This window comes from Streptomyces sp. NPDC048664, from assembly GCF_040650555.1.
GTDB lineage: Bacteria > Actinomycetota > Actinomycetes > Streptomycetales > Streptomycetaceae > Streptomyces.
Map to the genome: position 1 here is coordinate 75,601 of NZ_JBEZHK010000018.1, position 26,489 is coordinate 102,089.

26 protein-coding genes and 2 pseudogenes are annotated in these 26,489 nt (G+C 69.7%); 5 read left to right on the forward strand and 23 right to left on the reverse strand.

All coding sequences use genetic code 11. The annotated features are described in order from the left end of the window. Positions 1 to 83: 83 nt before the first annotated feature. From AB0C59_RS20490 to AB0C59_RS20525, 8 genes are all read right to left on the reverse strand, one after another. Positions 84 to 1,856, reverse strand: coding sequence for a relaxase/mobilization nuclease domain-containing protein (locus tag AB0C59_RS20490; protein WP_363006491.1), 1,773 nt, complete (start codon positions 1,854 to 1,856; stop codon positions 84 to 86). Next, the gene (gene mobC / locus AB0C59_RS20495) at positions 1,856 to 2,521 is read right to left on the reverse strand and encodes a plasmid mobilization relaxosome protein MobC (protein ID WP_363006493.1); all 666 of its coding nucleotides are present in this window, start codon (positions 2,519 to 2,521) and stop codon (positions 1,856 to 1,858) included. The genes AB0C59_RS20490 and mobC overlap by 1 nt, the downstream gene beginning before the upstream one ends. After that, entirely contained in the window at positions 2,518 to 2,742 is a 225-nt protein-coding gene (locus AB0C59_RS20500) for a hypothetical protein (protein WP_003972986.1), read from the reverse strand. The genes mobC and AB0C59_RS20500 overlap by 4 nt, the downstream gene beginning before the upstream one ends. A gap of 102 nt (positions 2,743 to 2,844) precedes the next feature. Further along, entirely contained in the window at positions 2,845 to 3,894 is a 1,050-nt protein-coding gene (locus tag AB0C59_RS20505) for a DUF2637 domain-containing protein (RefSeq protein ID WP_363006495.1), read from the reverse strand. Continuing rightward, positions 3,891 to 4,457 carry a WhiB family transcriptional regulator gene (locus AB0C59_RS20510; RefSeq protein ID WP_363006497.1) on the reverse strand — a complete coding sequence of 189 codons (567 nt, stop codon included), beginning with the start codon at positions 4,455 to 4,457 and terminating at the stop codon, positions 3,891 to 3,893. Before AB0C59_RS20510 ends, AB0C59_RS20505 begins: the two co-directional genes overlap by 4 nt. A gap of 118 nt (positions 4,458 to 4,575) precedes the next feature. Continuing rightward, positions 4,576 to 5,280 (reverse strand): ATP-binding protein, encoded by a 705-nt coding sequence (locus AB0C59_RS20515; RefSeq protein WP_363006499.1) that lies wholly within the window; start codon positions 5,278 to 5,280, stop codon positions 4,576 to 4,578. Then, positions 5,280 to 6,299 (reverse strand): hypothetical protein, encoded by a 1,020-nt coding sequence (locus AB0C59_RS20520; RefSeq protein WP_363006501.1) that lies wholly within the window; start codon positions 6,297 to 6,299, stop codon positions 5,280 to 5,282. Before AB0C59_RS20520 ends, AB0C59_RS20515 begins: the two co-directional genes overlap by 1 nt. Position 6,300: 1 nt before the next feature. Beyond that, entirely contained in the window at positions 6,301 to 6,627 is a 327-nt protein-coding gene (locus tag AB0C59_RS20525; protein ID WP_363006503.1) for a transcriptional regulator, read from the reverse strand. 440 nt (positions 6,628 to 7,067) lie between these two features. Here AB0C59_RS20525 and AB0C59_RS20530 point away from each other — a divergent pair, with 440 nt between their 5' ends. Next, positions 7,068 to 7,514, forward strand: coding sequence for a Secondary metabolite protein (locus tag AB0C59_RS20530; protein WP_363006505.1), 447 nt, complete (start codon positions 7,068 to 7,070; stop codon positions 7,512 to 7,514). A gap of 42 nt (positions 7,515 to 7,556) precedes the next feature. Here the strand turns inward: AB0C59_RS20530 and AB0C59_RS20535 are convergent, their stop codons facing one another. Then, positions 7,557 to 8,315 (reverse strand): helix-turn-helix domain-containing protein, encoded by a 759-nt coding sequence (locus AB0C59_RS20535; RefSeq protein WP_363006625.1) that lies wholly within the window; start codon positions 8,313 to 8,315, stop codon positions 7,557 to 7,559. 427 nt (positions 8,316 to 8,742) lie between these two features. Here AB0C59_RS20535 and AB0C59_RS20540 point away from each other — a divergent pair, with 427 nt between their 5' ends. Genes AB0C59_RS20540 through AB0C59_RS20550 form a run of 3 tightly spaced genes read left to right on the forward strand, consistent with a single transcriptional unit; the run spans position 8,743 to position 11,646 of the window. Further along, positions 8,743 to 9,285 carry a regulator component gene (locus AB0C59_RS20540; protein ID WP_363006507.1) on the forward strand — a complete coding sequence of 181 codons (543 nt, stop codon included), beginning with the start codon at positions 8,743 to 8,745 and terminating at the stop codon, positions 9,283 to 9,285. Beyond that, entirely contained in the window at positions 9,282 to 10,448 is a 1,167-nt protein-coding gene (locus tag AB0C59_RS20545; RefSeq protein ID WP_363006509.1) for an MAB_1171c family putative transporter, read from the forward strand. Before AB0C59_RS20540 ends, AB0C59_RS20545 begins: the two co-directional genes overlap by 4 nt. A 19-nt stretch (positions 10,449 to 10,467) precedes the next feature. Then, on the forward strand, positions 10,468 to 11,646 hold the full coding sequence (locus tag AB0C59_RS20550; RefSeq protein WP_363006511.1) for a cytochrome P450: 1,179 nt from the start codon (positions 10,468 to 10,470) through the stop codon (positions 11,644 to 11,646). A 113-nt stretch (positions 11,647 to 11,759) separates the two neighbouring features. Here AB0C59_RS20550 and AB0C59_RS20555 read toward each other — a convergent pair whose 3' ends face one another. The 14 genes and pseudogenes from AB0C59_RS20555 to AB0C59_RS20620 all read right to left on the reverse strand — a co-directional run. After that, positions 11,760 to 12,581 (reverse strand): 3-deoxy-manno-octulosonate cytidylyltransferase, encoded by an 822-nt coding sequence (locus AB0C59_RS20555; RefSeq protein ID WP_363006513.1) that lies wholly within the window; start codon positions 12,579 to 12,581, stop codon positions 11,760 to 11,762. A 33-nt stretch (positions 12,582 to 12,614) separates the two neighbouring features. Next, the gene (locus AB0C59_RS20560; RefSeq protein ID WP_363006515.1) at positions 12,615 to 13,175 is read right to left on the reverse strand and encodes an NUDIX domain-containing protein; all 561 of its coding nucleotides are present in this window, start codon (positions 13,173 to 13,175) and stop codon (positions 12,615 to 12,617) included. Next, the gene (locus tag AB0C59_RS20565) at positions 13,172 to 14,293 is read right to left on the reverse strand and encodes an adenosylhomocysteinase (RefSeq protein ID WP_363006517.1); all 1,122 of its coding nucleotides are present in this window, start codon (positions 14,291 to 14,293) and stop codon (positions 13,172 to 13,174) included. The genes AB0C59_RS20560 and AB0C59_RS20565 overlap by 4 nt, the downstream gene beginning before the upstream one ends. Before the next feature lie 31 nt (positions 14,294 to 14,324). Continuing rightward, the gene (locus AB0C59_RS20570) at positions 14,325 to 15,323 is read right to left on the reverse strand and encodes an NAD-dependent epimerase/dehydratase family protein (RefSeq protein ID WP_363006519.1); all 999 of its coding nucleotides are present in this window, start codon (positions 15,321 to 15,323) and stop codon (positions 14,325 to 14,327) included. Positions 15,324 to 15,347: 24 nt separating this feature from the next. Next, positions 15,348 to 16,196 carry an aminoglycoside phosphotransferase gene (locus AB0C59_RS20575; RefSeq protein ID WP_363006521.1) on the reverse strand — a complete coding sequence of 283 codons (849 nt, stop codon included), beginning with the start codon at positions 16,194 to 16,196 and terminating at the stop codon, positions 15,348 to 15,350. Then, positions 16,193 to 16,849, reverse strand: a complete 657-nt coding sequence (locus tag AB0C59_RS20580; RefSeq protein ID WP_363006523.1) for a histidine phosphatase family protein — start codon at positions 16,847 to 16,849, stop codon at positions 16,193 to 16,195. Before AB0C59_RS20580 ends, AB0C59_RS20575 begins: the two co-directional genes overlap by 4 nt. Beyond that, positions 16,846 to 17,604, reverse strand: a complete 759-nt coding sequence (locus AB0C59_RS20585; protein WP_363006525.1) for a phosphotransferase — start codon at positions 17,602 to 17,604, stop codon at positions 16,846 to 16,848. Before AB0C59_RS20585 ends, AB0C59_RS20580 begins: the two co-directional genes overlap by 4 nt. Beyond that, positions 17,601 to 18,452: a class I SAM-dependent methyltransferase gene (locus AB0C59_RS20590; protein ID WP_363006527.1), complete on the reverse strand. Its 852-nt coding sequence runs from the start codon at positions 18,450 to 18,452 to the stop codon at positions 17,601 to 17,603. Before AB0C59_RS20590 ends, AB0C59_RS20585 begins: the two co-directional genes overlap by 4 nt. 31 nt (positions 18,453 to 18,483) lie before the next feature. Then, complete coding sequence (locus tag AB0C59_RS20595; protein ID WP_363006529.1) at positions 18,484 to 18,993, reverse strand: topology modulation protein; 510 nt, start codon at positions 18,991 to 18,993, stop codon at positions 18,484 to 18,486. Positions 18,994 to 19,089: 96 nt separating this feature from the next. Further along, positions 19,090 to 20,142, reverse strand: coding sequence for a hypothetical protein (locus AB0C59_RS20600; protein ID WP_363006531.1), 1,053 nt, complete (start codon positions 20,140 to 20,142; stop codon positions 19,090 to 19,092). Beyond that, positions 20,139 to 21,857, reverse strand: a complete 1,719-nt coding sequence (locus AB0C59_RS20605) for a carbamoyltransferase C-terminal domain-containing protein (RefSeq protein WP_363006533.1) — start codon at positions 21,855 to 21,857, stop codon at positions 20,139 to 20,141. The genes AB0C59_RS20600 and AB0C59_RS20605 overlap by 4 nt, the downstream gene beginning before the upstream one ends. An 8-nt stretch (positions 21,858 to 21,865) precedes the next feature. Then, positions 21,866 to 22,816 (reverse strand): thymidylate synthase, encoded by a 951-nt coding sequence (locus AB0C59_RS20610; RefSeq protein WP_363006535.1) that lies wholly within the window; start codon positions 22,814 to 22,816, stop codon positions 21,866 to 21,868. Between the two features lie 417 nt (positions 22,817 to 23,233). Beyond that, on the reverse strand, positions 23,234 to 24,103 hold the full coding sequence (locus tag AB0C59_RS20615) for an IS3 family transposase (protein WP_363006537.1): 870 nt from the start codon (positions 24,101 to 24,103) through the stop codon (positions 23,234 to 23,236). Between the two features lie 17 nt (positions 24,104 to 24,120). Then, positions 24,121 to 24,417: pseudogene (locus AB0C59_RS20620) on the reverse strand (transposase); the annotation flags it as partial. Positions 24,418 to 24,590: 173 nt separating this feature from the next. Here AB0C59_RS20620 and AB0C59_RS20625 point away from each other — a divergent pair. Continuing rightward, positions 24,591 to 25,955: pseudogene (locus AB0C59_RS20625) on the forward strand (IS1380 family transposase). Positions 25,956 to 26,489: the final 534 nt, after the last annotated feature.

Genomic DNA, 26,489 nt, shown 5'->3' on the forward strand with positions numbered 1-26,489 from the left:
CATCCGTAACAGCCGGTGGAACCGGCTGTCCATACATTTCGCAGCGTCCGCTCGGACGGTGGTCCACGTCCGGTTCGACGTGGTCAGCGACGTGGCGAGCGGCGGTTGGGGTCTTGAGCAGTTCCGAGCGGTACGGCTGCCGTCGCGTTTCGTTCACTGGTGCGGCTGCTCGGCGTGATGGCCTGGCGGGTGGCGGCCTGCGGACGACGGGCACCGTCACCCGGGTGTGCCGGGAGCTGGGCTATGCGCCGCAGGCGCCAGACCAGGACGTCGTTCACGTCGTCGGCGCTGTCGAGTTCGCGCATGTCGACGGCCTGACGCAGGAGGGCTTCGGAGTCGTGCCCTGCCCGCTCGGCCTGGGCGAGGGTGGCGACCAAGGCGTCGGTCCTCGCTTCCGTGCCTCCCGCCCGTACGACCTTCTCGGGCAGGACGGCGCGAAGGGTGGCCTCGTGCGTGAGGCGCTGGGCGTCAGGAAGGGCACGGCCTTGGTCGTGCAGCATGCGCATCGGGGTGGCGGCGGCCTGGCGGTAGGCGGTGCGAAGGTGCGCGGCGGCTTGTCGGGAGGCGTGGGCCTGCTGGGCGTGTCCGCGGGCGGAGTGCCAGCGGGCGGCGGCGAGGGTGACGAGGATGAGGGTGGAGACGAGCATGGCGGTGGTGCCGCCGTCCTCGCCTCGGCCGAGCGCCCCGCCGGCCTGCACAATGCCTCGGGCGGCTGAGCGGAGGGCTCGGGTGTCGGCGCGTTCGGCGCGGACACGACTGCGGGTTGCCCGTTCGAAGGCGCGAGCTGCGGCGGCCAGCTCGGTGCGGGTGGTGGCCGGTGAGGTCTGAGCCACTGCGTCGAGGAGTTCTCCGACGCCGACGAGCTGGGGGGCGGCCTCGCCGTCCTCGTCTCGTTCCAGGAGCGTGGCCGAGCGCTCTGCGATGACGGTGGCGTTGCGTCGTTGACGGGCGGGCGGTGACCAGTTCGTCCGGTCAGCGCCGACCGCGGGCGCGCTCGGCTCGGCGGCCCCGTCGGTGAGGCGTTGTCGGATCTTCGGAAGGGAGAGGTCGGGGGCCAGTTTGGAGCCGGGGTACCAGACCGGGTATCCGTCGCGGTTGCGGTCGCCGGGCAGGGCCACGTTGTAGCCGAGCGCGTCACCGGACGGTGCGTGCCGCAGCTTCACCCGTACTCCCGCCTCTCGGAGCCGCGTGAAGAACTCCTCTTCCGAATTCGCTCCCGCTACGGCTCGACGAACGGCCTCGCGGAGCATCTCGCGCGAGGTCTCCGGGCGGCCGGTGCGCTCGGCCTTGAACTTCTCGGCGCTGCTGGGATTCTTCGCTGCGGTTCCGTCGCCCGCGTTCAGGCGCCGCAGGCCCATCTCCTTCTCGATGCGGCGGCATTCGGCCTGGGCCTTGTTGAAGTCGTAGTTCAGGCGCGGGTTGCGCAGGTCGCCGCGTACGAGGGTGGCGACGATGTGGATGTGGTCTTCCGCGTGGCGGACGGCGATCCACCGGCAGCCGTCGGGGTCTCCAGCCGGGGCGATGCCGGTGGCGTGGACGATGCGCTGGGCGACGGCGTTCCACTCCTCGTCGTCCAGCCGCCGGTCCCCGGGAGCGGTGCGGATCGAGCAGTGCCAGACGTGCTTGGCGGGCGCGCGGTCGCCGGCCTGCTTGACCCGCAGGTCCAGGGCGGCGGTGAGCCGGGCGAGGGTGACCTTCGGGTCGGGGTCGAGGCCGGTGTCGCGGCCGGGGTCGGGGGCGAAGCCGTCCCAGGAGCCGACGAGGTGTGCGTCGGTGTGCTCCTCGCGCCGTCCGGGGCCGTACAGGTAGACGAGGAGGCCGTGGGTGCGCGAGCCGCGTCCGATGTCGGGAACCATCACAGCCGCCGGGTCACCAGGTCGTTCGCCGCGTCATCGACGCGGGCGAGAAGTCCGGTCAGCGCGCCCAGCGCGTGTTCGAGTTCACCGGCGCGCGGCTGGCCACCGCTGTTGAGGACGAAGGCGATCTGGTTGATGTTGTTGCCGATGCGGGCCAGCGCGGTGCGCAGAGCGGCGAGTTCGTCGATGGCGGTGTCGAGCTGGTCGTTGCTGTGCACGGCGGCGCATCCGCGGGCGGCGCTCAGGCCGGAGACGGCGAGGAAGCGGGCAACGGTGACGCCGCGCTTGGTGGCGGCCTCGGCGATCTCGGTCTTCTCGGTGTCGGAGAGGCGGGTGGTCGTCTTACGGGTGCGCTCGCTGGGGTTGCGGGTGCGGCGGCGCGGTTTGCGGTCGGGGTAGGCGGGCGTGCTCGGGCTCGGCTGCTCGCGGTGGTCGTCGCGATCGGCTTCTCCCCCGGTGACCGGCGCCCCCTGGTGCCGGTTGCCCGGCTGGTCCCCGTGCGCCCTCGCTCGGGGACCAGCCGGGCTTCCCCCGCCCTCCCGGGCGGGGGCAAGTGCGTACGTCGGGCCGTAGGACCGTCGTACGCGATAGCTTGCTCCGCCAGGAGCCGTGGTGGGGTCACGCTGCTGTCCAGGGGAGGTGGCCACCGGGTCGTTGGTGTTCACCGGCTCGTCTCCGGGTCCTGCTGCTGGATTTCGCGGACGAGTTCCTCGATCCAGTCCATGGCCAGGACGGGGTGGTGCAGGGTCCAGGGCCGGTCGTGCTGCTCGCGTTGCACGATCCAGGTGGTGTCGGGGCCGGACTGGGCGCGGTGGAGGTGTCCGTGCTGGTGCAGGACGGTCAGCCAGGAGTCGACTTCGGCGGGCGTGGCCGGGTGAGTGCGCATCGGGTGCTCTCCGCTTCTGCTGTGGCGGGGTGTCTCTGAGACATGCGGAGCGGGTGACCGGCCGGGGTGACCGGCTTGGTCACCCACTCCGTGGAGGTTCGGTCAGGGCCGGGAGAAGGTGACCGGCTGGCGGTGCTGCTCGCGCAGCTGGGCCATCAGCGCGGTCAGGGTGTCGCTGGACAGCGGGATCTGCTGGCCTCGGATCGCCTGGGCGACCACCTTGCGGGTCAGTTTGTCCTCGGCCCTGACCGCCGACCGGGCGATCTTCAGCAGTTCCTCGGTGTCCGGGTCAGGACGCCGGTCACCAGTCGGCCGAGCGGCCCGGTCAGTGACCGGCGGCGAGGTGACCGCCGCCGGGCTGCCCTGGCCATCACCGACCGGGGCCGCGCTGTCGGGGCAGTCAGCGACCGTCCGCCCCTCCGCCTGTCCCGGCAGGTCAGGGGCACCGTGGCTCTGGTTGCGGTGGTCGGTGACCGTCTGGCCGCCGGTCGCCGGGGTCGAGTCTCCGGCCACTGACCGGGTGGCGGTGTCCTCGTCGGTCGGGGACAGCGGCAGCCGGTCAGTCAGAGCGGTGACCGACTGACCGGACTTGACCTGACCGGCTGCTGACCGCTGCTGACCGGCTCGGTCGGTCCGGGTGACCTCGATTGCGTCGCCCCGGTCGGTCTGACCGAGGTGGCCGGGCTGACCGAGGTTCTGCCGGTCAGTGTCCTCGACCGGGCCCCGGGCAATGAGGATGTAGAGGTGGACCGCTCCGGCCAGTGCGAGCGGGGCGATGGTGGAGAGCACCGCGACCACCGCGTCACCGAGTTGGAGGCCGGTGCCGGCGACCGTGTCCTGGTTGATGCGCACCGCGTGGAGTGCGTTGGCCCAGATGCTGGCGGCGGTGGCCGTGCCGAAGAGCGTCCAGACGTAGAGCCGGGCGCGCAGTGGTGCGTTGCGCAGGACCAGGAGGGCTCGGATGCCGTAGGCGATGAACCCGTCGATCACCAGGGGGAACAGGTAGGTAAGGAAGCCTCGGATGTGGATGGCCACGGCCATCTGCTGCAGGGCGTCGTACGACAGCGCGCACCCCGCGCCCCCGAGCGCCACGACAGCCGCGCGGTCCCACCCGGATATGTGCGCCGTCTTCGACGCGCTTGCGATGTTCATGCCGCCGTCCCGAAGTCGTCGCGGATCAGGCGCTCGCCGCTGGTCTCGGGGGGTGTGGTGTTCGTGGTGGGCTGGTTCAGGGTTCGGTTGCGCTCGGCCCGGCGGATCTCGCGGTACCGCTTCTTGGCGTGCTCCTCGGTGACCTTCAGAAGCCAGGCCAGGCGCTGCTCGCTCACCCCGTGGCGGTAGGCCGCGTACTCGACCGCGCGGCGCTCCGCATGGGTGAGGTGCACGTCGCGTCCGGCGATGGTGGCATTGACGCGGCTGAAGTCGAGGCGGCTGGCGAGCTTGTCGTGCAGCGGCCCGCGCTCCTCCTCCGTCAGGCCGCCACGGATCCCGTCGGTGTCACCCCCTTCGAGAGCGGCGTCCAGGCAGGTGCGCCGGACCGGGCACTGGCCGCACAGGGCCTTGGCCGTGGCGATCTTGGCGGTCTCGTCGGGTTCGGGGAAGAAGACTTCGGGGTCCACCGGGTTGTACTCGGTGCTCTGGCAGACGGCGTCGGCCTGCCAGGTCTGGTCGCCGAGCTGACGGTGGTGGGCGGGGCCGTTCATCGTGCTGGTCATGCGGGGTGCTCCGATCGCTCTCCGCGCGCCGGGGCGTCGGCGGAGAGGTGCGCTGGCGGTAGGTGCCCGGGGGGACGGCGCTGCGAGGGCGCGGTCCGGCGGGGTGGCCTGTGGAGGGTCAGGCGGCGGCGCTGTGGCGTCTGCGGTCGACGGCCTCGAACGCGACTCGGGTGGTCATCTGCGCGAGCCTGCTGGCGACTCGGTCCCCGAGGTAGGAACGCAGGTCCTTGATCGCCAGGTTGGTCGTGATCAGCGTGGGGAGTTCGTAGTTGTACCGCCGGTTGATCAGCCGGTACGTGATCTCCTCGACCCATTCGCTGGCCTTGGCCGCGCCGAGGTCGTCGATGATCAGGAGCGGGCAGCGGCTGACGGCCGCCAGCTCCCGCTCGCTGTCCACCCCGGGCCGGGGGCGGAGATCGGCGTAGAGGTCGGCGGCGGTGGTCGCCCGCCAGCGCGCGCCGACCCCGCTCTGCACCAGCGCTCGGACCGCGCCATACGCCTGATGCGTCTTGCCCGCGCCGACGACCCCGGCCATCAGCAAGCTAGGGCCGGTGGTGACCTGTCGTCGGGCTCCTCGGCTGGGGGCGACGGCCGCGTCGGTGACCCTCCGGACCCACTCCAGGACCGTGGGGTGGTCGGCGACAGCCGTTTGATAGCGCGGGGGCATCCCGGCGAGCAGAGCGTCCAGCGGCGAGAAGGGCTCGGCGTCGTCCGGCAGCGTGGCGTCGGCCGGGTCGATGTTGCGGGCGGCCAGGATCCGGGCCATGCGCTCCAGCGTGGCTTCGTTGCCGAGGAGCTGGGGTTCGCGATGACGCGTGTGCATCACAGCTCCTCGGCGTAGGCGGCGGAAGCGTTGGCCGGGTTGGTCCACGCCTGGTGGGCGGGCACGTTAGGCCGGATTCCCGGCCGCGCCAAACCGCCGGGGCGAGCGTTCATCGCCTCGTTGACCATGCTGGTCAGCACGCTCGGGTGCTTGGGGTTGGCCGTGAAGTTCGCCAGCCCGGCTCGGATGTGCGCCGGTGCGATGCCCTCGTCCAAGAGCTTCTTGATGATCCGGCCGAGGTGCCCGATCACGTCGCTCGGGGGGCGCTGGCCGCACCCGGCGACGTACTCCCCGACGAGGTCCTTGGCGGAGATGCCGGCTGCGGGCGCTGTGCGCCCCGTAGGGACAAGAGATCCAGGATCCAAGATCCTAGATCCAGGCGCCGAGCCTTCGGGGAGGCTTCGGGGAGGGTTCGAGGAGTCCTCGGGGAATGCCTCCTGACCTGGGGTTTCCGATCGGGAGCCGCCAGGGACGTCGACCAGGTGATCGGTGGCTGCCTGCCGGTCGGCCAGGGACACAATCGCGTGCCCGGAAGACGTCGAGGTGGCCTGGGCGGGCAGATCGAGGGGTCGGGGAGCGTTGGGCGAGGTCTCGGCGAGTCCCCCGGGAGTGGTGGGCGAGCCCTCGGTCTGCTTTGTGCAGTTGCCCTTGCAGGGGCCACACCGGTCGGCAGCCTGGTGCTGCGGGCAGGAGGGCAGGCGGGACTGGCTCGGCTTGTCGATCTTCTGGTGCTCGGACCAGGTCACGATGTGGAGGTAGCGGCGGCCGTCGCAGCCGGTGTACCGGCAGATCAGGCCGGCGCTCGCGAGCTGGTGAAGATCGTCCTCGACGTGGACCGAGGTGTGCTCGGCGCGCAGGGGCCACAGGAGCCCAGCGATGATCGCGGCGTTGTCGCGGTGCCGTCCGTGGTCGTCGGCCTGCGTGAGGAGGCCGAAGAAGGTCCGCTCGGCCTCGACGCTCACTTCGGCGAGCGACTCGGAGAAGAACGCCTCCGGCTTGATAGTGCGTATCCGGGCCATGTCAGCGGCTCCGACCGGCGGCGACCAGGTCGCTGCAAGTGAGGGCGGCGCGCTGGATGTCGAAGGTGTGCGGCCGGGTCCAGTCCGCCTCCGGCCAGACCCGCAGGATCCAGCGGGCGGCAACCGTCGCCGTCGTCCGGCTCACCTCCAGGGCCTTCCCGCCCTCGTCCCGGATAGCGGCCCTCGGGTGGGGCCACGCCCGGCTCGGGTCGGTGAGGCTGACTCGGATCGTGGCCGCGCCCGGGATCATCTCTGCGAGCTGAGCAGCGAGACGGTGCTGTCGTTGGGTATCCGGGCAGGCTGGGTTGACGCTCGGCGTGGCGAGCATGTGATACTCCGTTGTTCGTAGGAACGCGGTGCGGCGGTTCTCGTGCAAAAGCCCCGCCGCCCGCGAGATGTGGATCGGTACCCCTCGGGGTGTCGGCCCGGTGCTCGGGAGTTGGTAGCTCCCGGGCGCCGGTCTCATCCACCCCTGTGCACCCTGCGGTCGTCATGACCCGCGCGTGCTCGTCTCCTTCCCCTCCCGGCTGTTCCGTCGGCCAGTGATCTCCGCCTGTGGGCACCAGGACCATAGGGCGACCCTCGGCCCAAGTCCAGCTTCTATAGACCAGCCACCACCAGCGGCGGAACACTGCAATGGATGTTTTCGATGAACAACGTACATTGCAGTTACGTCGCGCCGTCAACTGCAATGGCGAGACACTGGACCTGGGTAACCATGATCACCACTGAGATGGATATGATGGCCGCCATGACGGAGATCTGGAGATGACCGAATCGCGCGAGCGCACCTTCTCGGAGTCGCTCGACTACCTGTTCCGAGAGGTGCACCCGAAGGGCCGCGGGCCTTACACCTACGCGGAGGTCTCTCAGGGCATCCGTGACACCTCCGGCGTCACCATCTCCGCGAGCGCCATCCAACAGCTCCGCACCGGCACCAACTCGAACCCGAAGATGCAGACCATCCGCGCGTTGGCCGGTTTCTTCGGCGTGAACCCGGGCTATTTCTTCGACGAGGAGGAGACGGAACGCCAGCGTGCCGAGATCCAGTTGGTCGCCGCCATGCGCGACCAAGGGGTGCGCCGGGTCGCTCTGCGCGCGAACGGCCTCAGCGCTTCGAGCCTGAACATTGTGAACACCGTGATCGACCAGGCCCGAAAACTGGAAGGAATGCCCGACGAGTCAGAAGCGTCGGGACTGCTCGACGACAAGTAAGGGCTCGGCCGCACGCAGAGCAGCGCGTACCGCTCCCGTCGATCACGTCTCGACAGGTTCAGAGTCGGTTTCCATCAGCACGATCACCCGGAGGAGGTCGCTGCGCATGGGCCGCAGAGCCATGATCCGCACGCCGACTTCTCGGCCCCGATGATGGGGAAGTCGAAGCCTGCGCAGGTCTCCGTCGGCGTGTTCGACCACCTCACGGCGGTCCCACATCTGCCGTGCAGCCGGGGAACTCGTGAGGATGTCGCGCTCCAGCTGTCGCAGCCCTTCGTGGCCCGGATGGCGGGCGCGCTCGTAGCGGATCTGCCCTAGGTAGGAGCGAGCCCAGTCCTGCTCCCAGTTCACAAGCTGCTCGCGGGCCTCCGGACTGAGAAAGGCCCACCGCATCTGATTCGCCTGGTGAGCCGCCCACGGAAACCAGTCCAGCAGCGGCTCGTTGCACCCGATCACGTTCCAGGCGAGGTCCGTCACGAAGGCGGGATCGGGGGCCTGGCCGTCCAGAAAGCGCTGCAGCACCTCGTCCATCTCCGCCGCCGCATCGGCCTCCGGAACCGCGGCGACCACCGGCGGATGACCCAGCGCCATCAGGTATAGGGCGTCGCGCTCGGCGCGACTCAGACCCAGCACCGACGAGAGTCGATCGAGGAAGTCAGCGGAGTACTTGGCTTCCATGCCCCGCTCCAGCGCCCCGTACCAGCGCTCACTCACCCCGGTCAGCCGAGCCACGTCACGCTGTGTCAGACCCTTCGCCCTACGGCCCGGAGAGGTCAACCCGGGGATCTCATCGGGATTCACCCGCCGACGCCACGATTGCAGCAGCCCAGGCAGCGACTCGCCATCACCTTCGCCACCCGCGACCCGCCCGCCCCGCACGCCCATAAGGGCGAGCCTAGGATGCGCTCACTGGGTGACATGCGCCATAGAGCGCCCAACCTCCCATCCGGTCGATCATGGTTCAGTCATTCAGCGTAGTCAGACATAACGGATAATCAAGTAGTCAACTACTCAGAGTGCGAACCGCCTCGCGCCCGAATCACCGGCCCCCTACGTTTCGGCCGACGGCGAGGAGGGGGTGACCAGGAAGGCTCACCCCCTCCGCCAGTCACCATGCGTAATCGGAACTGCCACTTCCAGGAAGCGTGAGTTCCTGCGTTCTCTTGGCATCCTCGGGGCTTCCGTCCACCCACAAGTTGACGCACCGCCGAGGCCGAAGGGGAGCACCGTGTCCTTGCCAGAAGTCGACACGCGTCGACTGCGCGCATCGTGCGAAGAGCAGATCGACCTCCTGCGTCTGCCGCACCGATTCACCACCCGCCAGTTGAGCGAGGCCATAGCCGAGCTTCGCGGGAAGCCCATCGTCCTGCAGCCGCTGAGCACGCTCGGCGCGGTCGATGCGCCGTGCGGAATGAGAATCGAGACCCCGGACGCCGATCTCCTCTTCTACGAGGAGGGCACGTCCGTCCACCACCAGCGGCACATCCTCACCCACGAGCTGTGCCACGTGTACTGCGACCATCCGGGAAGCCTGGAGGTCGACGCGGACACGGCCCGCTCCCTCGGAGTCAACCCGACGCTGGTGATGCGTATGTCCGGGCGGACGAGTTACTCGACTGCTGACGAGCGCGAGGCGGAGATGATGGCGACGGTCGTCCGCCAACGCATCTACCGCGAACGCGAGGCCCCTTCGCAGCGCCCCGAGCGGGGCCCGGACAGCTGGGAAGCTCTCTTCGCCCAGCCCATCAGGAGAGGTCGCTTCCGCGCATGACGAATGCTGTCTTCCTCGGGATGGCATTGCTGCTCGCTTCGGTAGCCGGCTACTGGGTGCTCGGACGTGGAACGCCCCGTCCGACCGGCACGTCGGCCATGGGCGCGCTTCTCGGCTCCTTCGCCATGGCCTTCGCCTCCTATGCGCCGCTGTTCAGAGACGTCGCGGAGTCGATCGTGCCGCACGTCGGCCGACTGCTGAGTAACTGCGCTTCTCTGGGTGCCGCCACAGCGGTCCTGGCCGTTTCCTTCCTGCTCAACCTCGAACCCTGCGAGGCGCGGCGGCGCATCAGGGTCCGCCTCGCCCTGCTCACCGCGTCGGTCGTCACCATGACCGGGCTGTTCGTCTACGAGCAGCTGACAGCTCGTTCTCCGCAGGTCTACGCGCTCTACCTACTCCCCTACATTTCCTTCCTGGGGTTCTCCGTGGTCGACTTCCTGATGCAGGCCGTACGCCAGTCGAAGGCGACTCGGCGCGACAGCATCCGGGTCGGGTTGCGGGTGGCCGCCGCAGGCTGCGTGTTCGCTCTCGTCTACGTCGTCTACAAGCTGACACGCATCGTCGGCCTCGGTCTGGGACTGGGTGGCGAAACGCACGCGCGGTGCTCATCGCTCGTGACCTCGACGTGCGTCTTCAGCGTCACCTCCCCGGCACTCGCCGTCCTACTGATCTGCCTCGGCCTCACGTGGCCCGCTGTCCTCTACCCGATCAACCAAGCCCGCCGTCGCCGCTGGGAAACCCGGTCCTTCGAGTCGCTCCGCCCCCTCTGGCAGGACCTGTCAGCCGCGATGCCGCAGATCGTCCTGTCGCCGGCCGAGGACATCGAAGGCATCTCCACCGACTCCGACTTCCGGCTGCAGCGGCGCGTCATCGAGATCAGCGACGGCATCCTCGCCCTCCGGCCGTACCGGTCGCGCAGGGTGCAGGAGAGCGCGGCGTCGAACTTCCACACCGCTACCGAGCAGGGCGCCGCCGCCGTGGAGGCGGCTGTCGTACGAGCTGCACTGGCGGACTCGAAGGCCGGCCGGTACGCGGACGAAGTCGCGCCTCCCTCGGTAGACGCCGCCGCCCGCGCGGATCTTCGTGCCGACACACAGTGGCTCCTCCTGGTGGCCGACGCCTACGCCCACGTCAGGCATGTCGCCGACGACGGCCGGCCATGAACAATTGGAACCTGAAGACATGACCGACCCGACTCAGAGCCCCCGCTTCCTCCAGGACCCCTACCCCACTTACGCGGCCATGCGCTCGGCATGCCCCGTGCAAGCCGTACCCAGCGGGTCCGGCGGGCGCCTCAGCTACCTGGTCACCGGATACGCCGAAGCCAGGGAAGCGCTCGCCGACGCCCGGCTCTCGAAGGACACCGCCGCGTTCTTCGCGGGCAAGGAATCAAAGCGGCGCCTCCACCCCGCGGTGGCGCACAACATGCTGTCGAGCGACCCGCCCGAGCACACCCGGCTGCGCAAGTTGGTCACCAGGGCGTTCACGACCGGGGCGGTCGCGGAACTGCGCCCGTTCATCGCCAGGGTCACCGACGACCTGCTGGACCAGTGGCCTGTCGGTGAGCCCTTCGACTTCGTGACCGGCTTGGCCGTCCCACTACCCGTCATCGTGATCTGCGAACTGCTCGGAGTACCGGAGGAAGACCGGCCCGACATCCGGCGCTGGTCCGGCGAACTGTTCGCGGCGGGACAGCCGGGCGTCATCGACGCGGCCTCGCACTCCCTGGCCGACTACATGACAGACCTCATCGCCGCCAAGCGCCAGCACCCCGGCAGCTCGCTCCTCGACCGCCTCATCTCGGCTCGCGACGGCGACGACCGGCTCAATGAGGAGGAACTGGTCTCCCTCGCGGTGCTCCTGCTCGTGGCCGGCCACGAGACCACTACCAACTTCCTCGGCAACGCGACCCTGTCCCTGCTCCAGCACCCGGCCGAACTCGACCGCCTCCGCCAGAACCCGGACGACATCCCTGCGGTGCTGGACGAGCTGCTTCGATTCGACTCCCCCGTCAGCACGGCTACCTTCCGGTACACCACCGAGACAGTCACACTCGGCGGCACCGACATCCCGACAGGCGCGCCGGTCCTGGTCGTCCTGGGAGCCGCCAACCGCGACCCGGAACGGTTCCTGTCACCGCACCAGCTCGATGCGGACCGGGGCGCTGCCGGCCACCTCGCCTTCGGGCACGGCATCCACCGCTGCGTCGGCGCTCCGCTGGCCAAGGCCGAGGCCGAAATCGCGCTGCGCGCGGTACTGACACGGTTTCCGAGCCTCCGGCTCGCCGTATCTCCCGACCAGCTTCAGTGGCGGGACGCCCGTCTTGTACGCGGGCTGGCCTCGCTTCCCGTCCTGAACTAGCCCGAGACTCGCTGAGGGAGTGAGCCGCTCTAGGGGGAGTGGGCAGGCCCCGGAACTGCTGTTCGCTGGGAGTGAGAGCAGAGGCTTTCCGGAAATCGAGCGCAAGTCCCGGATCAGGTGGTTCCGTCCCGCCGTGCAGAAGGTCGGTCGGTCCCACGCCTATGAACCGCTCCTTCGAGCTGATCGAGGAAACGCTCGGCTCGCGTCAGGTCCTCAGGGGTGTCTACTGCTAGACCGTCGTCCAGGACGGGCACCATCCGCACGGCGTGGCCGTGTTCGACGAAGCGCAGCATCTCCACTCCCTCGGCACGCTCCAAGGGCCCCTGCCGGAGCTGCCGGAAGTGCTGGAGAGCCTCGCCGGTGAAGCCGTAGAGGCCCAGTTGACGCAGGTACTTCGGCCGGTCGCCCCTTGGGTACGGGATGGGCTGGCGCGAGAACATGAGGGCATCGCTGCGGGCCGTCGCTACGACCTTGACGACGTTGTGGTCCAGGACGGCGCCGACGTCGACCAGCTCGGTGTAGGCGTTCACGGCGAAGGTGCCGGGCGGAGTGAATTCCAGGGCCTCGGAGACGTCGTTGATGGCGGTCGGCGAGATGAACGGCTCGTCGCCCTGGACGTTGATGTATCCGTCGGCCGGGAGGCGTTCGGCGACCTCTGCGACGCGGTCGGTGCCGGTGAGGTGCTCCCCGGTGCGGATGCAGTCGATGCCGAGTTCGCAGCACGCCGCTTCGATGCGCTCGTCGTCCGTGGCGACGATGGCCCCGTCAAGGCGTTTGGCTTCCAGGCAGCGCTGGTGGACGTGCCAGAGCAGCGGCTTGTCGCCGAGGAGGGCCAGTGGTTTGCCGGGGAAGCGGGAGGCACCCCAGCGGCACGGTACGACGGCGATGTGCCGGCGCCGTTGGGCGTCGGTCTGGCGGGCTGTGGTGGCGGCCACGGCGTCCTCCTGGTGGTCGGGTTCGGGCAGGCTTCAGGTGAGCTGGGCGAGTTTGGCGCGGACGGTGGGTGAGGAAGTGGTCGCGAACGGCCGCCACTGGTAGCCGTCGACCTCCTCCTCCTGCAGCGTCACCGCCTGATCGGTCACGAGTTGGAAGGCCCAGCGGAAGTCCACGTGATGGTGGGCCGGCTCGTTCTTCGACGGGTTCGCGTCGATCGCGTGCACGTCGATGTCGAGGGGGATGTCCTCGTGGCCGACGAGGGGGACCACGGCGCTCGGCGGGATGCCGGCCTCCTCGTGCAGTTCGCGCAGGGCGGCGTCGCGCAGGCGCTGGTCGGACGGTTCGTTGTGCCCGCCGGGCGCCAGAAGTTTCCCGGACGCCTTGTGCAGGATGTGGAGCACGTGCCGTTCACCGTTGATGACGATGGCGCTGCAGGTCACGTGGGCGGGGAAGGTCTTGCGGCTGGTGGGATCGTCCGTGCCCGCGAGTACGTCGAAGAGCATCGTCAGGGAGGCACGCTCGTCCGGGTGGCGGGCGAGGTACGCCTCGGTGACGGTGCGGACGTGTCCTGTGGAGGGTGGCAACGAGGTCACCTTTCGAAGTGGCGGAGCCAGGTCCTGGCGATGGTGTCGCGGTCGGCCGCCGGCATCTCGTGCAGTCCGGGCTGGAGCCGCGCGTGGCTGAGTGCGGCGGTGGCGGCGAGTATCTCGGCCTGGACGAGGTGGATGTAGGTGCCGACGGCGGCGCCGTGCACGAAGTTGACGGCACCGCCGTCGGCGAGAACGTAGAAGTAGTGGCCGGTGACCTCGTACCGGGTCAACTGGGGTCCGACGGGCTGACGTTCGTAGAGGTCGTCGAGGCTGCCCAGTTCGAGTTCGTCCTCGGAGGAAGTCACCGATCCGAGGTAGGCGCCGTTGCGCAGGGCGGCGAAATCCTCGTGCCGGAGGGCGAGATTGCCGGTGGCGCACAGGACGAGATCCGCGTCGTGAACGGCCTCGGTGGTGGAGGCGCTGGTGTGGAAGCCGAGGGCGTGCGCCTGTACCCGCTTGACCGCGTCGTTGTCGTACACGGTGACGCGCAGGTCCTGGGCACGCAGGGTCTGCGCAATCGAGCGACCGATCTTGCCGAAGCCGATGACGCAGGCGCTGCGGCTCGTAAGGATGTCCCCTCGGGTACGGACGAGGGCGTCGGTGGAGAAGACCACGGAGCGGCCGACGAGGTGGTCCTCGCAGTCCTTGAGCGGTGAGCGGGCCACGGACAAGACCGGGCACGGGAGCGAGCCGAGGGCCGCGTACCGCTGGTGTCCGTTCTCGGTGTCTTCGACGACGCCGAGGATGCGGCCGGAGAACTTGTCCACGAGGGTGTCGAGGCTGGCTGCGAAGTAGCCGCCGATGTCGACCAGGACGACGTCCTGGCCACCGGCCGTGTCCTCCAGGTAGTGCAGGGCCTGGGTCTCGTCGGTGAACCGCTCGCGGCTCAGGTCGTGGACCGGCAGGGTGCGGCGGACGGTGTCGAGGGTCGGCTGGTGGATCGACCGGGGCTTGGGGAGAACAGCGCCGATCGTGGACACCGCGGTCATCGCGCGCAAGAACGCAGGTCGTTCCTGGAGCAGGTGCGTGATGACCAACGTCGTGATCGGCTGGCCAGCGGGGAACTGCGCGGTGATCCTTCGGAAGAAGGCGTCCAGCCGCGCTCGCTCGGGGGTCTCCATGAGCACTCCTCTCGTGATCCGACTGGTGCGCCTAGGCGGCATGGCTGTAGTCCGGCGCCGGGGAGGCCAGCGCCTGCATGTGAGCACGCAGTCCGCTGTGGAGGTCGACGCGCGGCTGCCAGCCGAGGACCTCTCCCGCACGGCCGGGGTCGGCACGCGTGAGGAGGACGTCCCCGTTGCGCACGTGGTCCTGGTGGAGCTGGATCTCGCGGCCGGTGAGGCTGTTGGCGATGTTGATCACGTCCAGCAGGGACGCGTTCGAGCCACCGCCGACGTTGATGGTGCCGTGCGCGTTCGGGAAGGTGCCGGCGGCGATCGTGGCGGCGACCACGTCGTCGATGTAGGTGAAGTCGCGGCGCTGGTGGCCGTCTCCGTAAAGGCGCAGGGGTTGTCCGGTCAGGGCGGCGTACAGGGCGCGGTGGGTGAACATGTCGGCACGCTGCCGGGGGCCGTAGACGGTGAAGTACCGCAGGGCGACCACGCTGGGGCCGACGGGGCGCTCGGCGTAGGCGAGACAGAGCTGCTCCTCGGCCAGCTTGGTCACGGCGTACGGGGAGGCGGGGTTGGGGCGGTCGGTCTCGCGACTCGCGTCGCCGTCGGTCGGGCCGTAGACGCTGGAGGAGGAGGCTACGACTAGCCGGGATACGCCGATCCGGGTGGAGGCTTCGAGGACGCGGTGGGTGGCCAGCACGTTGCACGCGAGGTAGTCACCGAACTGCGGTCCCCACGAGGGCCGTACGCCGGGGATGCCGGCGAGGTGGAAGACGGTGTCGGCGTCGATCAGGATCGGGTCGATCGCGCAGTGGAGGAGTTCGGCCGTGACGTGGTGGTATCCCGGGCACCCCCGCAGCGCGGCGAGGTTGGCGGCGGCCGTCGGGTCGGTAGACGGGTCTCGGCGGTCCACGCCGATCACGGTGGTGCCGGCCTGGACGAGGGCGTGGGCGAGGTGGGAGCCGATGAATCCGGCGGAGCCGGTCACCACGGCCCGTCGGGGGGAAGCGTGGGTCGGGGGCTGCTCGTGCTGTGGCACGGAGATCTCCAGAGTGGGTGTCGTCTAAGGGGCTGGCCAGGCGAGCCGCGACAGGACGGTTCTGCCGTGCGCGCTGAGCGCGGCGTCGTTCTCCTGGTGGCCCTTGACCAGGGCTGTGGCCGCCTCGATGGCGCCGAAGGACTCCAGGAGGCGTCGTTCGAGGTCGTTGGGTGAGCGTCCGTAGCCGTCGAAGAAGGCGGTGCGGAGGTGGGGGGCGGCCTGCCAGCGTCGGAATTCGAGCCGGGCGAAGTCGCGGACTCTGGCGTCGCGTCGCATGTGCTCGAAGTCGTAGATGCCGAAGGTGTCGCCGAGCAGCCAGTTGCGCGGCTGGTAGTCGAGGTGGCAGATCGCGCTGTCCATGTGGCTGGTGCCCAGGATGACCGCGTGGTGCTTCAACAGGTTCTCCTCGGCCGCGTCGAGCAGATCGGCGTGGACGGCCCGGTCGATCCACCCCTGGAACCGCTCGGCGAGTGAGGCGCCGACGGCACCGCCCTGGGGCATGGCCGTGGCTCGGTGCAGCTTGCCCAGCACGTGGCCGGCCTCGTGGTGGGCCAGCTCCTCCTCCGGCGAGCCCGGAGCGAAGGCGTCCGCCCGGTCACCTGCGAGTGCGGTGAGCAGCAGGGTGCGGGTGGCATCATCCCGGCCGACCAACACCGGTGCATGGCCGGTCAGATGGGTGACCCACGCCCCGTAGGCGTGGAGTTCTCCGGCGTACCGGTCTCGCTCCGCGTGCTGCTTCGCGATGAACTGACGCCCGTCGCCGGCCACCAGGCGTACGACGCGGGACGGGAGCGCGGGGTCCGCTGCGATGTCGACTGTGCCGAGGATGAGGTGCGCCAGTTGAATCCGGGGGTCGCGCGAGGTCGCGATCACGGGGTCGGCTCCGGCGTGAGGAGGCTGAGGTGCTCGGTGTCGTTGTGCCGGTCGAGCATCCAGCGGGTCTGGCCCAGGCGGTTCCGGTGGTGCTGCCAGCGGGTGATCGAGGCGTGGTTGTGGGTGAATCCGGCGGGCGAGCCGATCGGGATGCCGAGCAGCAGGGTGTGTGCGGTGATCACCGTCTCCCCGTGGGCGGCGAAGACGACGCGCTTGCCGTGGTTCTCCTTGATGAGCTGGCTCAGGTTCCTGCTGGCGCGCTCCAGGAACCCGTTCCAGGTGTCGGAGCCCTTGGCCCAGGGCGTGTCGGGGTGGGCGTGAGGGCCGCCGTCGGCGGCCGTCTTCACCGCGTCCCAGGGCCGGCCGTCGGCGTCGCCGTGGACCGGGCCGTCGAGTCGCTCGTCGTGGTGCACGGGGATCTGGAGCGTCTGGGCGATGATCTCGCCGGTCTGGACGAGGCGGATCCGCGGGCCGGTGTAGATGACGTCGAAGGGCTTCTTCAGGTGCTCGGTGGCCAGGCGGCGTGCGGCCTGTTCGGCTTGGGCGTACCCGAGGTCGGTCAGGCCGGTGCAGGTGCGCGGGCCCCCGACCAGGCCGTCGGCGTTGCACTGGGCCTGGCCGTGCCGGACGAAGACGAGTTCGGTGGTGATCATGAGGCTCCTCGGTGCGTGAAACGGAGGGGCAGGCTGTAGTGGTAGCCGTTGCGGCCGACGTACGGGGCGGTGAGCACGGCGTGCAGGCCCAGGAAGCTGTCGAGCTGGCCCCGGTCCGTCGTGCCCAGCCGGGCGTCGTAGCGTCGGGCTGCCGCGTTGTACGCGAGCAGGGCGGTGGTGACGGCTTGGTCCGCGAGCGGACCGTAGGTCAGGTGGAGCGTCGCGACGAGCTTGGCGAGGTCGTAGCCCAACGGAGCGAGGGACAGGTCGTCGGTGTCGACGGCGACGATGGCTTGCGCGGTGATGATGAAGTTCCGCGGGTTGCTGTCCTTATAGAAGACGCACGGGCCCTCGGCGGTCGCTTGCAGCAGGCCGAGCATCGCGTGCAGGGCCGTCTTGTTCGACAGGTAGCCCTGCTCGTGGCGTCGCCGTAGGGCGACCTTCCGGGGACCGAGGTAGTCGTCAAACAGCGTGCCGTCCTCGAAGTGGTGCGGGGTGTCCAGCGATGCGGAGTGCAGGTCGCTGGCCCAGGCGGCACCGTGGGCGTGGCCGAGCAGTTCCGCCACGCGCGGGAGGTCCTCGGGACGTACGGGGCGGCCCTCGATCCGTTCGAACGTCAGGAACCGCGGTCCGGCAGTGTGGAGGGCCGGCTGCCGCAGCGGCTTGGCGTGCGCGGTGAGCCACCGGTAGTGGCGCACCGCCCCCGCCGCGCGCTCCGGTTCCGCGTAGTGCTTGGTGAACGAGGCGTGGCTCATGCCGGCTCTCCTCCTTCCTTCGGCTGGGCGACGACGAAGGTGATCCGGGACCGGGTCGTCAGCGGCTGGTCGGGAAGGAACTCGTGCAGGGTCGCCGCCAGGGCACCGGGGTTGCCGTACAGGCCGGGCGCCAGGTCGTACTTGGGGTTGGTGGCCAGGTACTGCGCCGTGTGGTCGTGGCCGTCGAAGGTGAAGACGTGCTCCTCGTCTAGGACGGCGATCACGTCGAGCGAGGAGGCGGCCACGTCGGCGAGGTTGCCGCTGTGGGCTGCGGTGTAGAGGCTCTCGTGCTGGGCGGCATGCGGATCGAGGCCGGCGGCGGCGACCAGCTGGTCCATCTCCCGGTAGCTGTCGAGGCTTTTGGTGACGAGCACGGCCACACCACCGGGGGCGAGGACCCTGGCGATCTGTCTGACGACGTCCTGGGGGCGCGGCGAGTGGTAGAGGCAGAACGCCGCGACGACGATGTCGCTCGACGCGTCGGGCAGAGGGAGGTCGTGGAAGTCGCCTTCGACGAAGTCCACCGTGCTGTCGGGCAGGTCCTTGGCGCGCTCGCGGGCCTGAGCGAGCAGGGAGGGGGCGGCGTCCAGACCCACGAGGCGCTCGGGCCGGAGCTGCTCGGCGATGACGCGGCTGCTCGTGCCACGACCGCAGCCGATGTCGAGCACCACGCCGAGCCGGTCGGGCTGGGCGTGATGGGTCTGCACCAGGCTGACGATCGTCTCGGGCACCGGGTGGCCGGCGGTCTTGGCTCGCATCAGGGCGCTGGTGCGCCCGGCCAGCCGAGAGGCGTGTCCGTACAGCTCCGACTGTCGGGCGGGGTCCAGGAACGGGTTGAGCTCGTTCATGCCAAACCCCCTGGCCGGGGGCGCGGACCGGTCAGGACTGCTCGGCGGCGACCCTCCGCAGCCAGCGGCGCGTCTGACGCCGGTTGGCCAGCAGCACCACGTCGGTGCCGGAGCCGAACTCCTCGATCTTCGCCATCACGCGGGGCCGCATCTTGCGCCGGTACGTGGCGACGTACTTGATCACGCCCCAGTGGATGCGGTTGTGCACCCCGTTGCCCTTGTGCCCGGCCCCGTGCCGGATCTGCCGGGAGAAGATCCCGTACAGCGCCGCCACGGTCGACACGTCCATCAGGACCACCGTGTCGCAGGCTTCGAGCCGTACCTGCAGCGTCGAGTTGTAGTTGCCGTCGATCACCCACCGCGGCTGCGCGACCAGCTCGCGCTGGACGTCGGTGAACTTGTCCATCGGCAACGCGTTCCACTCGTCGTCGTAGAACGCGGTGTCCAGGTGCGTCACCGGGGCGTCGAGGATCCTGCCCAGTTCGCGGGCCACGTGGGATTTGCCGCTGCCTCCGCAGCCGACGATGGCGACCTTCTTCATGGTGCTCCAGCGTAGAGAGGTTCGGGTGTCCGGTGGGCCCATCCTCCGGGACGCGCCCCGAGGGTTCGCGCGCCGTGGTCGATCGAGCGGTCTGCATCAGGCAGCCCCCCGCTCGGTCGCGGTGCACTGAAGGAGACCGTGCAGGACGGACTCCAGGGTGTTGACCTGCTTGCACAGGCCGAACAGGCGCAAGCGGTCCACGCACGCGGCGATCAGGGCGGCGTGCTGCTCGGTGCCGGCGATCTCGCGCAGGTAGGAGAGGCGTTCGAGAACGTCGCTGCCGGAGCGCACGACCAGCTCCTTGGGGACGAACCGGTCGGCGAAGCGGATGTCCGCCGGGGCCAGCGGCAGGCAGCCGGCGAGCACGGCCTCGAAGATGCGCTGGGTCATCTGCCCGACGGCGGCGTACCGCTCGGGCAGCATGAGCACCGTGGCCAGGGACCGGCCGTAGACGCCAGCGGCGTCCTCGAACGGAATCCGCCCCGCGAATCGGACGTGCGGCCAGCGGCCGGTCTTCGTCCACTTCCCGGCAACCAGGTGCTCGACACGGGCGGCGGCCGGGGCGAAGAAGCGGTCGAAGGACTCGTCGCGGTCGTACTGGTTGCCCACGTAGCCGAGCGCGAGATCCCGGGCCCGCGCCGCCTGGGTGAGGGGATCGGCCTGGGCGAGGAGGTCCTCGGCGACGGGGAAGAGCAGCGAGTGCGCTCCGGGGGTTGGCGCGAGCGCGGCCTCGCAGACGCGGGTGTGGGCCGTACGGCGCCACACGCTCTCGGCGCGCAGGGTGCGGTCCTTGTCCCAGATGACGGTGGGTGTCCGGTGCCGGGCCGTGTAGTGGTTGATGAGCTGGGCCTGCCGGTGGAGGTCGCAGGTGTGCCCCTCGCTGCCGCACACGGTGGTGTTGCGGCCGGGGATCGCCCAGCGCCACTCCAGGAACAGGGCGTCGATGCCGGGCAGGCCGTCGTCGAAGGTGTACGCGCCGCCGAGGTCGTCACCGGCTTCGAGGCGGTCGCGGTCGGGCTGGAGGAAGACGATCTCGTGACCGCGGGCAAGGAGGGCGTCGATGAAGGGGCGGCGGTGGCTGCGGCCTCCGTCGGGGGTGTCGGTGACGCCGTTGCCGAGGAAGCCCCAGAAGCTGTACCCGATCTTCATTTGGTGATCCACCGCCCTTCGAGGAGCAGGGCGTCGAGGCCGGAGTTGGCCAGGCAGTCCAGGGCCATCTCGGGTGTCCCGCAGATCGGCTTGCCCTTGACGTTGAGGGAGGTGTTGATCAGCACGGGGATGCCGGTTCGGCGGCCGAAGGCGGTCAGCACCGCGTGCATGAACGGGTTCTGCGACCGGGTGACGGTCTGCAGGCGGGAGGTGCCGTTGGCGTGCACGATGGCCGGCACCCGCTCGTGCGTCAGGTCCGTCACCCCGGAGGCCATGGACATGTACGGGGCCGGCTGGCCGAGGGTGAAGAACTCGGCGGCTCGCTCGGCGGGGACCATGGGGGCGAAGGGCCGGAACGGCTCGCGGAACTTCACGGTGGCGTTGAGCCGCTCGACGACGCCGGGCTCCAGCGGGGAGGCGAGGATCGAGCGGTTGCCCAGGGCGCGCGGCCCGGCTTCGACCCCTCCCTGGAAGAGTCCGGCGATCACACCGTGGGCGAGCTGGTCGGCGAGGAACTCGGCGGTCTCGATGCCGAGGGTCTTCTGGCGCAGGCCGGGCCAGGGGGTCAGGTCGAGGGGCTGGTCCTCGTAGGAGGGGCCCAGGTAACAGTGGCGGGCGATGCCGGCGACCGGGCGAGGCGTGCGCGCGTCGACGTGGACGGCGAGCGCGGCCCCGATCGCGGTTCCGGCGTCGCCCGGTGCCGGCGGGACGAACACCTCGTCGAAGATGCCGGCTTCGATGATCTTCCCGATGCTCACGCAGTTCGTGGCGACGCCGCCGCCCACGCACAGGCGCCGGGAGCCAGTGAGCACTCTGGCGCGGCGGGCCAGGTGGACCATCACCTGCTCGGTCCGCTCTTGGAGGGCAGCCGCCAGGTCTCGGTGGACGTCGGTGAGCGGTTCGCTCGGGTACCGCTCGGGGCAGGTCTCGGCGACGAACCGCCGGGACGTCCTCGGGTATCCCGAGCTGAGGGTGCGCGTCGGGAAGTAGCCGGGGTGGATGCGAAAGCCCGTGGCCGTCGTGCGGACGGCCGTGGTGAACAGGTGCCGGAAGCGGGCGGGGTCGCCGAGGGCGGCCAGCGCCATGACGGTGCCTTCCTCGTCGCCACGCCTCCAGCCCAGGTGCTCGGTGACGGCGCCGTACACGTAGCCGAGGGAGGCCGGGTCGTTGATCGCTTCCAGGGTGTGGACGCGGGGGTGCTGAACGCCGTGGCCGTGGGCGATCGTGGTGGTCTGCCGCTCGCCGAGGCTGTCGACGACGAGTACGGCCGCTTCGTCCCAGCCGGAGGCGGCGAAGGCCGTGAGCTGGTGGGCTCGGTGGTGAAGGACCGGTGTGACGCGGGCCGAGGGGAACTGGCTGCCGAGGACGCGCAGCCGCCGCCGGGTGCGCAGGGCGACCTTGGCGAACCCGTGGGCGCGAGCCAGGCTACGGTCGCGCGTGGCCGACGAGAGCGCCATGCGCAGGGCGACGGGCGACTCGGCGAGGTAGCGGGCGGGCTGGAAGTTGTAAGCGACGGCGTCCACGTCGGTGGCGCTCAGCTTGGCCTGGTCGAGGACCCAGCCCACGGCGCGGGCCGGGTAGAGCTTTGTGTGCTTCTGCTCGGAGAGGCGTTCCTCCTCGACGAAGCCGACGAGTTCACCGTCGACGAGAAGGGCGGCCGAGGAGTCGTGGATGTACGAGCACAGGCCGAGGATGACGGAGGGGGTGCGCGTCATGGCGGCGGTCACCTTGCCCCGGCCGTCGTGGCGCGATTGGTCGAGCGCCGCTCCAGCTCTCCGTACCAGGCGGTGAGGGCCTGGCCGAGGGGCCCATCGATCGTGTCGGCGGCCCGCCACGCCTGCTCGCGCTTGCCGTCCTTCCACAACCGGTAGCTGCGCAGCGTCTCGGCCATCGCATCCCAGCCGGGGTGGCCGGTCACGTCACGGGCCTCGACCTGGTCGAGCAGGCCGTCGAAGCCGTTCCAGGGTGTTCGCAGGTCGGGCATGATCCCGCTCGCCGGGAGCGAGGTGAGCGTGTCGGCCTGTTCGATGTGCTCGTCGTAGATGTGCAGCGAGCCGATGTGCAGGTGAAACTCGCCGAGTTCGGCGTCGAGCCATCCGGCGACCAGCTCGTGCAGCACGGTGCAGAAGAACACGTCGTACGGCATGCCGATCCATACGTCCTGGCCGCGCATCATGGTCGCCATGTGCAGGCGGCCGGCGCGCAGGTGGAACCGGAACCCGAGGGTGCACGGCACGTCCTTGTGCCCTGCGGCGTCCTGGGCCGGGTCGTAGAGCTGGATCAGGGCTCGCCGGGAGTCGGGGTCGGCTTGGAGGATCTCGACGACGCGGGCGAGCTGGTCGACCTTGCCACCCCAGTTCCGCATCCTGGGGCCGTACGCCCCCAGGAGGACGCCTTCGTCGGCGAACTGCCGCAGCCGGTTGTTGTAGTCGAAGATCCACGGGGCGTCGGAGCCGGACAGGTGCCAGACCGTCTCGGCGACGGCGAAGGCCGGATTCACGATGCGGGCGGGCGGGGCGTAGAGCAGGCGGGCACGCGGCTGGGTGAGCAGCAGGTGCACGTCGCGGACTTCGTGGGTGGCCATGCCCCGGGGGCTGATCTTCTCGCCGGACTTGGCCAGCGTGACGGCGCCGGAGAACAGCTCGGTGATGCTGTCGGCTGTGAGGGATGTCATCGGACGGATGCTCCTTCGTCCTTGGGCGACGCAGCGGCGCCCGGATGGTGGTGGGTGGAGTCGTCGGCCCTCGGGCCGGAGGTGGCGCGTTCGGTGATGAGCCGGGCGATCCGAGTGGCGCTGTCGCCGCGCCACCGGCAGACCGCGTCCAGGGCCGCCCGCGGGATCGGCGCAGGGCCCGCGCGCAAGCCGGAGAGTGCTTCGGCGACCTCATCGGCGGCTTCGCACCGGGTCGCCAGTCCGTGACTGGTCAGGCCCAGGGTGCGTTCGCCCGGCGGGCCGATTTCGAGGACCGGGATGCCGAGCAGCGCGGCTTCGATCCCGCACGTCGAGTACGCGCTCGCCAGGACGTCCGCGCCGGCGAGGCAGCCTCGGGCTGAGCTTGCTCCGCTTTGACAGACACCTTCTGTGCGGTGGTCAGGCTGCGAGTGCGGTCTCGTAGTCGGCGGGACTGCGGTATCCGAGGCTGCTGTGTAGACGGTGCAGGTTGTACCAGCTCTCGATCCATTCGAAGATCGCGGTGTGGGCGGCTGCTCTGCCAGGCCAGGACTGTGTGCCGAGCAGCTCGTTCTTCAACGTCGAGAAGAAGGACTCCGCCAGGGCGTTGTCCCAGCACTGCCCGGTCCGTCCCACGGACAGGCGAACGTTCAACTGTGCTGCGAGAGAGGCAAGTTCACGACTGGTGTATTGACAGCCGCGGTCGGAGTGGAAGATCACGGGCTGCTTCGGCCGCCGGGTGTGGCAGGCGGTGGTGAGGGCGTCGGCGACCAGACTGGTGCGCAGGTGGTCGGCGGTCGCCCAGCCGACGACGCGGCGGGTGGCGATGTCGATGACGGTGGCCAGGTACAGCCAGCCCTCATCGGTGGGGATGTAGGTGATGTCGCCGCACCAACGCGTGTCCGCGCCGGCCAGGTCCGGCCGGAAGTCGCGAAGCACCAGGTCAGGGCGGGTGGCTGCCTTCGGGTCCGGGATGGTGGTGCGCTGGCGGCGTCGGCGTGTGACGCCGGTCAGGCCGGCCTGCCGCATCAGCCTGGCGACCCGTCGTCGCCCGCAGGCGGTGCCGTCACGGTTGATGGCGGCATGGATGCGCGGGGCGCCGTAGGTTCTCCGCGAGCGCTCATGGACCGCACGGATCTTCTCGGTCAGCGCAGCATCGCGAACGGCACGGGCACTTGGGCCGGATCGGCGGGCGTAGTAGGCGGCACGGGAGACCTCCAGCAGCTCACAGACGCGTGTGACGCTGTGACCGGCCTGCTTCTCCGCCTCGATGAACGGGTGCACGTTCACCGGGTCTCCTTCGCGAAGAAAGCCGTGGCCCGCTTGAGGACCTCCACGTCCTCCCGCAGGCGGCGGTTCTCCCGCCGTAGCGCGGCCAGTTCCTCACGCTCGGTGCTGGTCAGGCCGGCCCGCTCGCCGGCGTCGACCTCTGCCTGTCGGACCCAGTCGCGCACCCGCGTCTCGACCAGGTCGAAGTCCTTGGCGACCTGGCCGACCGAGCGGTCGCCGCGACGGCACAGCTCAACGATCTCGGCCTTGAACTCCGGCGTGAACGAGCGGCGAGCGCGACGAGGCTTCTTCCCCATGCTCTCCATGATGGACATCCTCCCGGGGACGAACCCCTGATCTCGAATGTCCGTCGAACCGGAGCAAGGTCAGAAGCGGGCTGTCCGGCAGGCGGTCAGGAAAGCAGAAAGTGCCTCTGACCAGCAAGAATGAGGATTGTCGAGGTCCTTGTTCCTGCCACCGCCGGAGGCACTTCCCAGGTGAAGACTCTATCGGGTCCTATCCCCGTGTCCGTGTCCGGGACGACGGCTGTCAGGTCGTCTCCCAGGCCGGATCGGTCCTGCTCATCGAAACGGTCCGCAAGAGCGGCCTTGACCAAGCCATGTCCCAGGCTCTGGCTCCGTGGCGCAAACCGCGGGCCGTCCACGATCCCGGCAAGGCCCTCCTGGACGTCGCGCTGGCGGTCACTCTGGGCGGGGACTGCCGCGCGGACGTCGCGATGCTGCGGTGTGAGCCGGCCGTCTTCGGCCCGGTCGCCTCCGACCCGACCGTCTCCCGCCTGATCGACACCCTCGCCGCCGCCGGCGAGAAAGCCCTGCAGGCCATCCGGTCCGCACGCTCCGAAGTCCGCAACCGGGTCTGGTCGCTGGCCGGCAAGAACGCCCCGGACGCCGACGGACAGGGCGTCATCGATCTCGACGGCGTCCTCGTGATCGCCCACTCCGACAAGGAGGACGCGGCCGCGACCTGGAAGAAGACCTACGGCCATCACCCGCTTACCGCCTTCGTCGACCACGGCCCGGGCGGAACCGGTGAGCCCGTCGCCGCCCTCCTCCGACCGGGAAACGCGGGCTCCAACACGGCAGCCGACCACATCACCACCACCCAACTCGCCCTGGCCCAACTGCCCAAGCACTACCGGAGAGGACGGCAGACCCTGATCCGCACCGACTCCGCGGGCGGCACCCACGACTTCGTATCCTGGCTCGCCAAGCGGGGACGATGGCTGTCCTACTCGGTCGGCATGACGGTCACCGAAGCGATCCACCAACACGTGCTGAAGGTCCCCGCCTCAGCCTGGACACCGGCCGTCGAGACCGACGGTGAGGCCCGGGACGGAGCCTGGGTCGCCGAGCTCACCGGCACGCTCCTGGATGGCTGGCCCAAGGGCATGCGACTGATCGTGCGAAGGGAACGGCCCCACCCTGGAGCCCAGTTGAGAATCACGGACGCGGACGGCATGCGGATCACCTGCTTCGCGACCAACACGCCGCACCGGCCGATCGCCGAGCTCGAACTCCGCCACCGGCTGCGAGCCCGCGCGGAGGACCGTATCCGGGCCGCCCGGGCCACCGGCCTGCGCAACCTGCCCCTGCACACCACAGCCCAGAACAAGATCTGACTGGAGATCGTCCAGCTCGCCCTCGACCTCCTGGCCTGGATGCCCATGCTCGCCCTCACCGGCAAGGCCCGGCTCTGGGAACCCCGCCGCCTGTGATTCCGCCTGTTCTCCGCAGCCGCCCAGCTCGTCACCACCGGCTGACGCAGGATTCTCCGCCTCACCCAGCACTGGCCCTGGACCGGCGAGATCACCGCCGCCCTCGAACGGCTCACGCTCCTGCCCGCCCCCGGCTGACCAGCAACGTCCACCGTCCCGACGACAGCACCACCCGATCCCGGGCAGTGGAACCCGGCGCCCACCGGACGCGACAACCGGGCCACCGACCTGCCCACCATCAGCCACAGAAAGCGAAACGGTCCACCGACTCCGTCGGCGGACCGTCATGCAAGATCGAGGCTATGGAAGGCTTGCTGTGGGTCGGCAACAGAGTGAGCAAGAAGTGGAGGCAGCAGACGGGCATGACTGATCAGCGGCGACTTCCCGCACGCCGACGTGGCCGAAGGGCAGCGGCGGTCAAAACGGGTCCGCCAGAGGGCATGGCCTTCGCTCACCACTTGAGGGACTGCAAGATGCTCTTGACGAAATCACGTCAAAACTTGAGGAAGTTCTGAGCTTTGTAGATGAGGAGATGATCTACGATCACTTCACCGACAAGGCGAGAAGGGGCCGTTGTTGGTGAAGCAATGGAGCCTTGCAATCTGCTACTCCTCGCAACGGCCTCTTATGCCCATGGACTCCGTCGACGACCTAGACGGAACAAGATGAACA